We start from the raw sequence: 11,786 nt of genomic DNA, 5'->3' as shown, positions 1-11,786 counted from the left end.
AGCTTGTTATCGGTGCCGCCCCGCCCGACTTGAGTCTTCGCCCGGGCCGGCGTGGCGCGGCTTCACGTCAGCTCGCGAGGCTTCTCCTCGGACGGCTCGTCCCGCAGGTAGAGATACCAGTACGACGTCGCCACGAAGACCACCGCGCCGACGAAGTTGCCGAGGAAGGCGAACAGCCAGTTCCGCAGGGTGTCGTCCCAGCCCAGATCGGGGACGCCGGCGAAGATGGCGGCGGGCAGGAAGAACATGTTGGCCACCACGTGGTCGAAGCCCATCGCCACGAAGGCCATGATCGGGAACACGATGACCAGGACCTTGCCCGAGAGGGTGTCGGCGGCCAGCGACATCCAGACGGCCAGGCAGACCAGCCAGTTGCAGCCGACCGCCCGCAAAAAGATCTGCCAGTTGTCCTCGTGCAGGGCCTTGGCCTCGGCGATCGAGGCCAGCCGGTCGTAGGTCATCGCGCCGGACGTGCCCGCGTCGCTGCCGACCTGGCCGATCACGCCGGTCTGCACGGCCAGGAAGTAGGCGACGAACAGGGCGCCGACGACGTTGCCGATCAGGACGAGGGTCAGGTTGCGCGCCACGTCGGCCGCGGAGAGGCGGCCCTGCATGGCGCCGATCGGCACCAGCAGCATGTTGCCGGTGAGCAGGTGCGAGCCGGCGACCAGCACGAGCACCAGGCCCAGGGTGAAGGCCAGGCCGGTGAACAGCGTGGGCAGGCTGCCCCAGGTCCGCGGGTCGAGCCCGGACGACACGGCGATGGCCACCAGCCCGCCGAAGGCGATGTACGCGCCGGCCAGGAACGACCCGACCAGCACCTTGTCCCAGCGCAGGTCGGCCTTCTTCACCCCGGTGGCGACGGCGGCGTGGGCTATGTCCGAGGGCTCCTTGGCCGGCATGCGCGGCGCGTACCCCGGAACCGGACGGTTAAGCCAGCCAGCCCGGGCGGATCAGGCCGGCCTCGTAGGCGTAGACGACCAGCTGCGCGCGGTCGCGCGCGCCCAGCTTGATCATCGTGCGGCTGACGTGGGTCTTCGCGGTCGCCGGGCTGATCACCAGGCGGGCGGCGATCTCGTCGTTGGACAGGCCCTCGGCGACCAGGACGAGGACTTCGCGCTCGCGGTCGGTGAGGTGATCGAGGGAGGCGGGCGGGGTGGCCGGGGAACGCCCGTGACCGCCGCCGGCGAACTCGCCGATGACCCGGCGCGTGACGCCCGGCGAGAGCAGGCCGTCGCCGGCCGCCACCGCGCGCACCCCGCGGATCAGCTCGACCGGCTCGGTGTCCTTGACCAGGAACCCCGACGCGCCCAGCCGCAGCGCGTCGAAGACGTACTCGTCGAGCTCGAACGTCGTCAGGATGACCACCCGGGTGCCGGACAGCGCGGGGTCGGCCGCTATCCGCCGGGTCGCCTCGAGGCCGTCCACGCCGGGCATGCGGATGTCCATGAGCACCACGTCGGGCCGGGTGGCCTGGGCCTGCACGACCGCCTCGAGGCCGTCGGCGGCCTCGCCGACCACCTCGATGTCGGGCTCGGCGTTGAGCAGGGCCCGGAACCCGGCCCGGACCAGCAGCTGGTCGTCCGCCAGCACAACCGAGATCACTCCATCGCTCCTTCTCGTCGCGGCCGATCGCCGACCACCGCATGGCCCCCGGCCGGGAGCAGCACCGACACGAGGAAGCCGTCCGTCACCGGGCCGGCCTCGAGCGTGCCGCCGAGGCTCTGGGCCCGGGCCCGCATGCCGGCTATGCCCGTGCCGGCCGGCCCGCCCTCGACCGGCGCCGGGGCGTTGGCGGTGTCGTTGCGGACGGCCAGGTGCAGCGCGGTGGGCAGGTAGTCGACCGCCACCGAGGCGGACGCCCCCTGGCCCGCGTGCCGGCGCACATTGGTCAGCGCCTCCTGCACGATCCGGTATGCCGCCCGGTCGACCTCGGCCGGCAGGGTGCGCACCTCGCCGGTCACCCGGGTCTCGACCGGCAGCCCGGCGTCGGCCGTCAGGTCGTGCAGCCGGCTCAGGCCCAGCGCCGGCTGCCGGGGAGCCGCCTCGTCCTCGGTGCGCAGCGCGCCCAGCACCGAGCGCACCTCGCGCAGCGCTTCGGAGCTGGCCGTCTTGATCGCCGACAGGGCCTCGCGGGCCTGCTCGGGCCGGCTGTCCATCAGGTGCAGACCCACCCCGGCCTGCACGTTGATCAGCGACAGGTGGTGGCCGATCACGTCGTGCAGCTCGCGGGCGATGCGGAGCCTCTCCTCGGACGCCTGGCGCCGCTGCTGCTCCTGCTCGGCGCGCTCGCGCTCGGCGCGCATCTTCATCGTCTGCGCCAGCTGCTCGCCCCGGATCTTGGCCATGCCGCCCAGGAAGATCGCCGCGGCCAGCGCGATCCCGAGCAGCAGCGCCTCGCGCAGCCCGGGCCGGGCCTGGCCGGGCAGCCCGATCGGGTCGGCGAAGACCCAGAAGACCAGCAGGTACGCCGTGTAGGCGACACCGGCGGCGATCAGGGCGGCGGTGCGCCGCCCGGCGCAGGCGATGGCGAACAGGGCGACGATGGGCGCCACGGTCCAGAACCAGTGCGGCTGGGCAACCGTCGCGAAGCCCAGCGAGGCGGCGGCCGCGACGGCGAACACCGTCACCGGGTAGCGGCGGCGCAGGAGAAGGGCGACCGGGCCGACCAGCAGCAGCAGGTAGAGCGCCGGGCGCATGGCGACCAGGATGTGCCCCTCGCCGGCCTGCTGCTTGGCCCCCAGGGCCTGGAACAACCCGGCGCCGACGGCTGCGCCGACGCCCGGCCCGCGGAACTGCCCGGCCCCGGGCGGCCCCCCGTGGAAGCGGCCGGTGCGCTGGTCGCGCCCCCAGGGCGGCGCCGGCGGCCCGTGCAGGTGTTTCACGCTGTGCTCACCGTCCCCGTCCGTTCCGCCGTGCCCCGGGCTGTTTCCCGGCACTGCCGAAGCTACGGCACCGGCGGGCCCGCGGGCATCGGAGCACGGGCGGGTTTCGGCTACTCCCGGGGTCGTACGCCGGGCGGACGTCGTGCGCCCCCGGGCGTACGAGCGGGGGCCGGAACCGTCCCGGAGGCCGCCCGGAAGATGCTCCGCCGGGCCGACGACCGGCGGCGGCGGAAAGCCGATCCTGGTACCAGGAAGCCCCACTGAGGAGGAACCCGGTGCAACCCAACGACACGACCTGGTCCAGCAAGCGGCTGCGGACCTCCGACAAGGAACGCGAGCAGGTCGCCGAGATCCTGCGGGCGGCGATGGCCGAGGGGCGCCTCGACCTGACCGAGGGCGAGGAGCGACTGGCCGCGACGTACGCGGCGAAGTTCCGCGACGAGCTCGGCCCGCTCACCGCCGACCTGCCCAACGGTGGCCTGAGCGCCCTGGCCGACACTCCCGAGGCCCGGAACGCGACACGCCGGAGCCTGCGGCGGCACGGCGGGATCATCCTCTCGATCGCCATGATCCTCACCGGCCTGTGGATCATCTCGGGGGCGCAGTTCTTCTGGCCCGTCATTCCGCTCACGTTCCTGCTCATCGGCTTCTTCAAGCACGCTCGCTACCGCCGCTGGCAGGTCGAGTACAGCCTCGGCCACGGCGTCGCCCCGTGGAACGCACCCGGCTACGGGGGACCGCACCGGTTCCACAGTGGACATCGAGGTTGTTGATCAACCCTCCCCGCTCTGACAGATTAACGGGGTTTGAGCGCTGTTCAGCTCGGGGAGGGCAACACTCGCATGATGGGTCCGTCGCACGCTCTTTCGGGGGCGACCGCCTGGTTGGCCGGGACCTGGGCCCTCGATCACTTCGCGGGGTACGAGCAGTCGCCGCTCGCCATCGCCGTCGGCACGCTGGTGTGTGCCGGCGGCGCCCTGCTGCCCGATCTGGACCTGTCCGGCAAGGTCACCCGCAACCAGGGCGGCGCGACCGTCGCCCGGACGTTCGGCGTGTTCTCGCTGTTCGCCGCCGAGGTGATCGAGAAGATCTCGCTGGGCATCTACACGGCGACCCGGCTCAGCCGCGACCCGAGGCGGACCAACGGGCACCGTACGTTCACCCACACCCTGCCCTTCGCGGCGCTGGTCGGATGGGGCACGACCTGGCTGAGCGGGCACTACGGCAAGTGGGCCGTGGTCGGCATCGTCTTCTTCATGGCCGGCCTGGCACTGCGGGGCCTGTTCGACAAGTGGGCCGAGCGGGCCGGCTGGGTCATCGTGACGATCTGCTCGGCCGTGATCGCCATGTTCACCGCGGCCAACCTGCCCGGCGACCGGGGCTATCCGATGCTCGGGTTCGCGGTCGCGGTCGGCTGCGTGGTCCATCTGCTGGGCGACATCATCACGTCGGCGGGCGTGCCGATCCTCTGGCCGATACCCACCGGGCGCCGGCTGTGGCGGATGGTCGGCGTGCCCAACAGCATGGCCGTCCGGGTCGGCGGCAAGGTCGAGACGGTCGTCCTGCGGACCGCGTTCGTCGTCATCTCGCTGCTGGCGATCGCCGGCATCTTCGCGCCGGGCCTGTTGCAGCACATCGAGCTCCAGGCGTGGGCCGACAACAGCGGCCGCTGACCGCTTTCCTCGGGGGCCGCCTGCCCGTAGGCGCCGTTCCCGGCCCGCACTGTTGACAACGTTGTAACCAAGCACGGACTCTCGGGGAATCCCCCATTCCCTCATCCCCGGGAACTGTCATGAGAAATCGGTACCTGTCAATGGCTGTCGCCCTCGTGGCGGCCGCCACCCTCGCCACCGCCACCCCCGCCGAGGCCGGACAGACCTCACTGCGCGCGGCCGACCCCAGCGTGCTGCGGGTCGGCGGCACCTACATCTCGGTGCAGTCGACCGGCGGCGGCATCGCCGTACGGCAGGCCTCGTCGACCGACGGGCTCGCCGCGGCGCCGGCCCGCCAGGTCTGGAGCGACACCCGCAACCTCGGTGAGGTGTGGGCGCCCGAGATCACCACCGACGCCGGCCGCTACTACATCTACTTCTCCGCCGGACGCGGCCCGGCCCACCGGATGTACGCCATCAGCTCGGCGTCGGCCGCAAGCGGTTACACAGCCGAGACGCGGCTGGCGCTGCCCGACGACAAGTGGGCCGTCGACGGCGCCATGTTCGTCTTCGCCGGGCAGCGCTACTTCGTCTGGTCGGGCTGGGCCGGCGACACCAACGTCGAGCAGAACCTCTACCTGGCCCGGATGAGCAGCCCCACCACGACCACCGGCGGGCGGTTCGTCATCTCGCAGCCGCGGGAGAGCTGGGAGCGGGTGGTCGGCAACCCGTTCATCAACGAGGGGCCGCAGCCGATCCGCGACCCCGACGGCCGGCTGCACATCGTGTACTCCGCCAACGGCAGCTGGAGTGACCAGTACTGCCTGGCCGACCTGCGGCTGCGCGCGGGCGGCGACCCCACGTACGTCTGGGACTGGTACAAGTCCAACGGGTGCCAGTTCGGCTCGAACCGGGCGACCATGATGGCCGGCTGGGATCCGACGGTGTCCGCCAACGGGCCCGGCCACCACACGTTCGTGCTGCTCAACGGCGACATCGCCACCAGCCCGCCGGCCGGCCCGCGCTTCCCGCTGATGTATCACGCCGTTCCCAAGGGCACGCCGTACGCCTGGGAAAACCGGCACTGGTACACCGGGATCTTCGCCTGGTGGGGCGGCTCCACGTACACCCGCGCGAACGTCCCGGGCGCGACGTCGGACACCGGCTTCGGTCTCAAGTTCTTCGAGTGAGCGTTCGGGCACGCTTCGATCGGTTCCATTGACAACTGTTAACTTTGCGAAACATTCTGCGAGAGCGCTCTCACCCCGGAGCGTCCCCCAGAATGAGGAGCCGACTTGCGTAAACGAACCGCATGGCTGAGCGCGGTGGCGGCCCTGGCCGTCGCCGCGCCCGTCGCGGCGGTGACGATGCCCGCCTCGGCGGCATCCCCCGCCGTCCTCCCCGTCACCGTCAGCAACAACACCGGCCGCGGCGACGCGGTCCACCTCTACGTCATCGGCATCCTGAACGGCCGCTGGGGCTCGGTGAACAGCGGCGCCACGTTCACGCCGTGGCCCGCCGGCGGCCTGCCGCCGACCCCCGCGCCGGACGTGTCGATTCCCGGCCCGGGCAACGGCGGCAGCACGACCATCCGCATCCCCAAGGGCCTGTCCGGTCGCGTCTACCTGGCGATGCGCGACAAGATCAAGTTCTTCATCACCCCGGACGGCTTCGTGCAGCCCGCGCCGTGGGCGCCCGGCGACCCCAACTTCAACACCCTCTTCGACACCAGCGAGTTCACCTTCAACGACTCCGGGCTCTGGCTGAACAGCTCGCAGGTCGACTTCTTCGGCATCCCGCACGCGGTCACCGTCACCAACGGCGCCGGCCAGACCAAGCGCACCGGCGACGTGGTCGCCGACGGTCGCAACAAGGTCATCAACGCGATCAAGGCGCAGCCCGGCTGGGAGCGGTCGGTCATCACCCGCTCGGACGGCACGGTGCTGCGGGTGCTCGCGCCGGGCAAGGCCACCGACGCCGGCCTCTTCCCCGCGAACTACCTGGACGCCTACATCAACTCGGCGTTCGCCGCCTACACCAGCCGGACCCTGACCGTGCAGCCGCGGCAGGCCGAGCCCAACCGCAAGTTCTTCGGGCGCACCGTGGGCAACACCCTGCGGTTCACCGACAGCTCGGGCGCCGAGGTGGCGACGGTCGACAAACCCAGCACCTCGAACGTCTGGGGTTGCGACGGCGTCTTCAACGCGCCGAACGTCGCGCCGTTCATCCAGAGCGAGGTCCGGCGCACCATCTGCACGGCGCTCGTCCGGGGCACGCTCGGCACCTCGACCGTGGAGCCGGTGTACGACGCCAACGCGTTCTACAAGAACAGCGCCCCCAACCACTATTCGCGGATCATCCACGCGAACATGGCCGACGGCAAGGCCTACGGCTTCGCGTACGACGACGTCGGCGGCTTCGAGTCCCTGGTCAACGACGGCGACCCGCAGCGCGCGGGCATCATCATGAGCCCGTTCGGCGCCGGCGGGACCACACCCACCCAGCCGCCGGCGACGACCCCGCCCACCACCACGCCGCCGACCACGCGTCCCCCGGCGACGACCCCGCCGGCGACGCAGCCGCCGGCCGGCACCACGTGGGCGGCGGGCACCCCGTACGCCGTGGGCCAGATCGTGACCTACAACGGCGTGCGATACCAGTGCCGGCAGGCGCACACCGCACTGCCCGGCTGGGAGCCGCCGAACGTCCTGGCGCTCTGGCTCCCCCTCTGAGAACCGCTACCACTCCGGAAACAGCCGCCGCCGCGACGAGCCGCCACCGTCGCGGCGAGCCGCTGCTGTGACCAGCGCACGCCACTGTGACAAGTAGCCGCTGCCCCAAGCGGCTGCCACTGTCACAAGCGGCTGCTGTGACGAGCGACCGCCGTTGTGATGAGCAGCCGCCCTTGTGACGAGCAGCCGCCCTTGTGACGAGCAGCCACTGCTGTGACGAGCTGCGGCTGGACTGGCGCTGGGCAAGCGGGGTCGCTGGGAGGGCTGCCCTGTCGCGGCTGGCTGCGGAGTGACGAGCGGCTGCTCCTGTGACGGGCGGCTGCTCCTGTGACGGGCGGCAGCCCGGTGACGGGCGGCAGCACCCTGTGACGGGCGGCAGCCGGCGTGACGGGCGGCGGCCGCTTGTCACAGCGCCTGCTGCTCTCAGAACGGCGTTCACAAGGGTTCGGGCGGCCCCTCCGAGGACGCGTTCGCCCTTCTGATCCGATGCGGAGCGTGCCGATCCGGGCCCGCTCCGCATCGGCCAGGCACACTGATGACGATGCGGCCGGTCACCGTCGCGGCCGGGATGATCCCTGCCGCGACCCGAACCCGGCATCACCGTTTCGGTTGATGCATCCGAGTGTCGGACGGCGCATCATTATCGCTCCGTAGCCCGAGAAAGTGTGCCCATGTTCAAGACCGCCGACACCGACGCCCGTCGCACCCTCGCGAACGAGATCGCCGCGCTCCTGCGCGCCGAATACGTCGCCAGTGGAGACCGCGCCTACCTGCACGCCGCCACCATTGCCCTGAGCAAGGCGCGGCCGACCGGGACTTCCCACACCGACGAGCTGACGGCGCTCTTCGCCTCCTGACAGCATCCGTCGCCCACCTTCCGGCACCGTCCGACCCGGAGCACGTCGAGAACGCGGCGTGATCCTAGGTCCGGTCGACCCCAGGTCCGCTCGCGTCCTCGTCGACGGGGAGGCGTCATCCCGGATCCGTCGGCGTCCCCCTCAACGGACAGGCGTCAACCCGGATCCGTCGGCGTCCCCCTCAACGGGCAGGCGTCAACCCGGATCCATCGGCGTCCCCAGCCAACGGGCAGGCGTCAAGCTGGATTCGCCCGCGCTCCCTGAACGGGCACGCGTCATGCCGGATCCGCCCGACGTCCCCGTCAACGGGCAGGCGTCAAGCTGGATTCGCCCGCGCTCCCTGAACGGGCACGCGTCATGCCGGATCCGGCCGGCGTCCCCGTCGACGGGCGGCAGCACCTGTTCCCAGGGGAGCGCGTCGCGGCGCGGCTCTCCCTGGGAAACAGGCGCTGGTGGCCGTCAGCAGAGGACGTCGGTCACCAACCGGAGGATGCGGTTGTCCACGGCCGCCGACGGGGCCGGGTCGGCGAGCCCGGTGGTGCGATAGAGCACCACGGCCCGGTCGCCGGCGCGGCTGACGCCGTTGAAGGTGCTGGTGCCGACCACGTCACCCGGGTGGCCCCAGAAACCGCCGCAGTCGTTCGGCACCTGGAAGATGCCCAGGCCGTACCGGATGCCGGGCACGATGTCCTGCATGCCGTCGGCCAGGACCGTGCGGTGCATCTGGGCCGCCTGCGCCGGGCGCAGCAGCTCGCCGCGCTGCACGGCGCGCCAGAACCGGGTCAGATCGGCGGTCGTGCTGACCATGCCGCCGGCCGCGCCGGCCGCGGTCGGGTTGAACTCGGTGACGTCGAGCAGCGGGCCGCCCGGAACGAACTGCTGATAGGACCGGGCGTGCGGGCGCGGCAGGGTGGATCGGTCCTGCGGGTACGACGTGTCGTTCAGCCCCAGCGGGCGCAGGATGCGCGACCGCACCTCGGACGACCAGGAGTGCCCGGTGACCCGCTCGATGATCATCCCGGCCAGGATGTAGTTGGTGTTCGAATACTCCCACCGGGCGCCCGGCGCGAACCCGGGCTCGTGCTTCATCGCGATGGCGACCAGGTCGGCCGGCTCGTAGTGGTCGAACCGGTGGGCCTGGTAGGACTCCGCCGAGCCCAGCGCGGCCAGGTCGTTCGTGTAGTTGAACAGCCCGCTGGTGTGCTGGAGGAGCTGGCGTACGGTGATCCGGCGCCCGTCGTTGCCGTTGCCCGACACCACGCCGGGCAGCCGGCGCTCCACGGTGTCGTCCAGCGACAGCCGCCCCTCACCGACCAGTTGGAGCACCACGACCGCGACGAAGGTCTTGGTGTTGCTGCCGATCCGGAACCGGCCGTCGAGCGGCATCGGCCGGCCGGTGCGCCGGTCCGCCACCCCGCTGCGGGCCACCACGTCACGGCGACCGGCGGAGATCTCCCCCTGCGCGCCGGTGATGCCCAGGGCGCGCAGATCGTCGAGAGCGGTCTGCAGTTCCGAACGGGGCGGTGCCGCCCCGGCCGGGGCTGCCCCGGCCGGGACCGCGCCGGCCGGGACCGCGCCGATCGCCGGGACGGCCAGCACGGCCGCCGCGACCACCGCTCCCGCGTGCACCACACTCCGCCGGATTCGAGAATTCGTCACCACTGGGATCCCCCTGTTTCCACATCGGAACGAGGACCTCACGGTACGAATGCGCGACTCCCGGCGGCCATCCGGCTGACCCCATGGTTTCTGGTGGTGCCAGCACCCTGGCGATCAGCCGGATGGGACGGTCAGCCGCGGAAACATCAGCCCGCGGGAATGTCAGCCCCGCGGGAACGTCAGCGGCGGGACCGGCGGACGACGCGGCGGACCACGGCGTACGCGACACCGGCGCCCAGCACCCACGGAGCCGCCACGATGATCGGATCGAGCGGCTGGTGGACCTTGTCCGCCCGCCGGTCCCTGAGCCGGGAGGACAGCCCGTGGCGGGACACCTCGCTCAGCACGCCGGTCTCGGTGATCGGGTTGTCCGGGCGGCGGGACACGAACGAGCGCAGCGTGCTCTCCACCGCGTCGACCCGGTCGGAGGCCAGCAGCAGCAGCCAGTGCGCCGCGCGACCCTCGCTGTATTTCGCGTACGAGTAGCGGCGGATGCGGCCGGAGAGCCCGCGCGGCGGGCAGGACGTGCCGAAGACCGGGGTCAGGAAGGCGTGCTCGATCGACCGCTCCCGCGGCCACAACTCGGGCTGACGCTCGGGGAACTCCCAGTGGGCGCCGCTGAAGGTCGGGTCGAACTTCTCGCGCGGCACCGACGGGCGGTCCTTCGGGTCGAGGTCGGCGCCCCACCCGGGGATGCGGGCGCGCAGCTCCTCGGTGCTCTCCGGGAGCTTGGGCTTGTCGGGCGTGTAGGCCATGGCTTCCCCCTCAGGCGGACGGGACGATGAGCGGCTTGATGCAGCCGTCGAGCTTGGCCGAGAACATGTGATAGCCCTCGGCGATGTGCTCGAGCGGGATCCGGTGCGTCACGATGTCGCTCGGCTTGAGGTAGCCGTTGCGGATGTGCTCGAACAGCCGGGGCCACTGCCGCTTCACCGGGCACTGGTTCATGCGCAGCGTCAGCCCCTTGTTCATCGCGTCGCCGAACTTGATGGCGCTGAACATCGGCCCGTACGCGCCCATCACCGAGATGGTGCCGCCCTTGCGCACCGAGTCGATCGCCCAGTTGAGCGCGATCGGCGAGCCACCCTGGAGCTTGAGCTTGGCCGCGGTCACGTGCTGCAGCAGGTTGCCGTCGGCCTCCGCGCCGACCGCGTCGATGGCCACGTCGGCGCCGAGGAACTCGGTGGTCTTCTTCATCTGGACGACGATGTCGTCGTACTCGGTGAAGTTCATCGTCTCGGCGTGGGCGAACGTCCGGGCCTTCTCGAGGCGGTAGTCGAGGTGGTCGATCACGATCACCCGGCCCGCGCCCATCAGCCACGACGACGCGGCGGCGTAGAGCCCCACCGGTCCCGCGCCGAAGACGACCACGACGTCGCCCTCCTTGATGTCGCCCAGCTGAGCGCCGAAGTAGCCGGTGGCCAGCGCGTCGGTGAGCAGCACGGCGTCGTCCTCGTCCATCCAGTCCGGGATGGGGCTGGGACCGACGTCGGCGAACGGCACCCGGACGTACTCGGACTGGCCGCCGTCGTAGCCGCCGCAGGTGTGCGAGTAGCCGTAGATGCCGCCGACCGCCGTGGCGTTCGGGTTGACGTTGTGGCAGTTGGAGTACAACCCGCGGGCGCAGAAGAAGCACGTACCGCAGAAGATGTTGAACGGCACCATGACCCGGTCGCCGACCTTGAGGTTCTGCACCGAGCCACCCACCTCGTCGACCACGCCGACGAACTCGTGGCCGAACGTCATGCCGACCCGCGTGTCCGGCATCAATCCGTGGTAAAGGTGCAGGTCGGAGCCGCAGATGGCAGCCCGGGTGACCCGGACGATCGCGTCGTTCGGATGCTCGATCGACGGGCGGTCCTTCTCCTCGACACGGACACGGTACGGCCCGCGATAAACCATGGCTTGCACCGGAACCTCCTGATTGGCGCAGGGCTGACCGGTGTCTGGCTACCCGTGCCCTTCGAGGGCAAACGCGCCGCCGCGCTCCGGGGCACACGA

General features: G+C 71.3%; 11 protein-coding genes. 5 read left to right on the top strand and 6 right to left on the bottom strand.

All coding sequences use genetic code 11. From position 1 onward, the window contains the following. Nucleotides 1-62 precede the first annotated feature (62 nt). Genes HJC40_RS03080 through HJC40_RS03070 form a run of 3 tightly spaced genes read right to left on the bottom strand, consistent with a single transcriptional unit; the run spans nt 63 to nt 2,885 of the window. Nucleotides 63-902, bottom strand: a complete 840-nt coding sequence (locus HJC40_RS03080; RefSeq protein WP_249998062.1) for a formate/nitrite transporter family protein — start codon at nt 900-902, stop codon at nt 63-65. A 28-nt stretch (nt 903-930) separates the two neighbouring features. Beyond that, entirely contained in the window at nt 931-1,605 is a 675-nt protein-coding gene (locus tag HJC40_RS03075; RefSeq protein WP_249998061.1) for a response regulator transcription factor, read from the bottom strand. Further along, the gene (locus HJC40_RS03070; protein WP_249998060.1) at nt 1,602-2,885 is read right to left on the bottom strand and encodes a histidine kinase; all 1,284 of its coding nucleotides are present in this window, start codon (nt 2,883-2,885) and stop codon (nt 1,602-1,604) included. Before HJC40_RS03070 ends, HJC40_RS03075 begins: the two co-directional genes overlap by 4 nt. A 275-nt stretch (nt 2,886-3,160) precedes the next feature. Between HJC40_RS03070 and HJC40_RS03065 the strand changes: the two genes are divergently transcribed. The 5 genes from HJC40_RS03065 (at nt 3,161) to HJC40_RS03040 (ending at nt 8,126) form a co-directional block, all read left to right on the top strand. After that, nucleotides 3,161-3,658, top strand: coding sequence for a DUF1707 domain-containing protein (locus tag HJC40_RS03065; RefSeq protein WP_249998059.1), 498 nt, complete (start codon nt 3,161-3,163; stop codon nt 3,656-3,658). A gap of 69 nt (nt 3,659-3,727) precedes the next feature. After that, a complete protein-coding gene (locus HJC40_RS03060) occupies nt 3,728-4,558 on the top strand; it encodes a metal-dependent hydrolase (protein WP_249998227.1) in 831 nt (276 codons plus the stop codon). Between the two features lie 140 nt (nt 4,559-4,698). Then, nucleotides 4,699-5,727 (top strand): glycoside hydrolase family 43 protein, encoded by a 1,029-nt coding sequence (locus tag HJC40_RS03055; protein WP_249998058.1) that lies wholly within the window; start codon nt 4,699-4,701, stop codon nt 5,725-5,727. Between the two features lie 105 nt (nt 5,728-5,832). Further along, nucleotides 5,833-7,269 (top strand): beta-1,3-glucanase family protein, encoded by a 1,437-nt coding sequence (locus HJC40_RS03050; protein WP_374271050.1) that lies wholly within the window; start codon nt 5,833-5,835, stop codon nt 7,267-7,269. A gap of 671 nt (nt 7,270-7,940) precedes the next feature. Continuing rightward, nucleotides 7,941-8,126 (top strand): hypothetical protein, encoded by a 186-nt coding sequence (locus tag HJC40_RS03040; RefSeq protein ID WP_249998057.1) that lies wholly within the window; start codon nt 7,941-7,943, stop codon nt 8,124-8,126. A 459-nt stretch (nt 8,127-8,585) separates the two neighbouring features. On the opposite strand, the gene HJC40_RS03035 is transcribed toward HJC40_RS03040, so the two are convergent. The 3 genes from HJC40_RS03035 to HJC40_RS03025 all read right to left on the bottom strand — a co-directional run bounded on the left by HJC40_RS03035 (nt 8,586) and on the right by HJC40_RS03025 (nt 11,687). Then, nucleotides 8,586-9,785: a serine hydrolase domain-containing protein gene (locus tag HJC40_RS03035; RefSeq protein WP_249998056.1), complete on the bottom strand. Its 1,200-nt coding sequence runs from the start codon at nt 9,783-9,785 to the stop codon at nt 8,586-8,588. Nucleotides 9,786-9,964: 179 nt separating this feature from the next. Beyond that, nucleotides 9,965-10,540, bottom strand: a complete 576-nt coding sequence (locus HJC40_RS03030; protein WP_249998055.1) for a hypothetical protein — start codon at nt 10,538-10,540, stop codon at nt 9,965-9,967. A 10-nt stretch (nt 10,541-10,550) separates the two neighbouring features. After that, nucleotides 10,551-11,687, bottom strand: a complete 1,137-nt coding sequence (locus tag HJC40_RS03025) for a zinc-dependent alcohol dehydrogenase (protein ID WP_249998226.1) — start codon at nt 11,685-11,687, stop codon at nt 10,551-10,553. Nucleotides 11,688-11,786: the final 99 nt, after the last annotated feature.

It is taken from the genome of Actinoplanes sp. M2I2 (assembly GCF_023544445.1).
Classification (GTDB): Bacteria; Actinomycetota; Actinomycetes; order Mycobacteriales; family Micromonosporaceae; genus Actinoplanes.
Note: the sequence above shows the minus strand (reverse complement) of the source record. Positions and strands in the feature narration are given on the sequence as shown.

Coding starts and splice junctions, on each gene's coding strand:
- HJC40_RS03055 (WP_249998058.1), top strand. CDS start 4,699: ATGGCTGTCGCCCTCGTGGCGGCCGCCACCCTCGCCACCGCCACCCCC.
- HJC40_RS03030 (WP_249998055.1), bottom strand. CDS start 10,540: ATGGCCTACACGCCCGACAAGCCCAAGCTCCCGGAGAGCACCGAGGAG.
- HJC40_RS03040 (WP_249998057.1), top strand. CDS start 7,941: ATGTTCAAGACCGCCGACACCGACGCCCGTCGCACCCTCGCGAACGAG.
- HJC40_RS03060 (WP_249998227.1), top strand. CDS start 3,728: ATGATGGGTCCGTCGCACGCTCTTTCGGGGGCGACCGCCTGGTTGGCC.
- HJC40_RS03080 (WP_249998062.1), bottom strand. CDS start 902: ATGCCGGCCAAGGAGCCCTCGGACATAGCCCACGCCGCCGTCGCCACC.
- HJC40_RS03025 (WP_249998226.1), bottom strand. CDS start 11,687: ATGGTTTATCGCGGGCCGTACCGTGTCCGTGTCGAGGAGAAGGACCGC.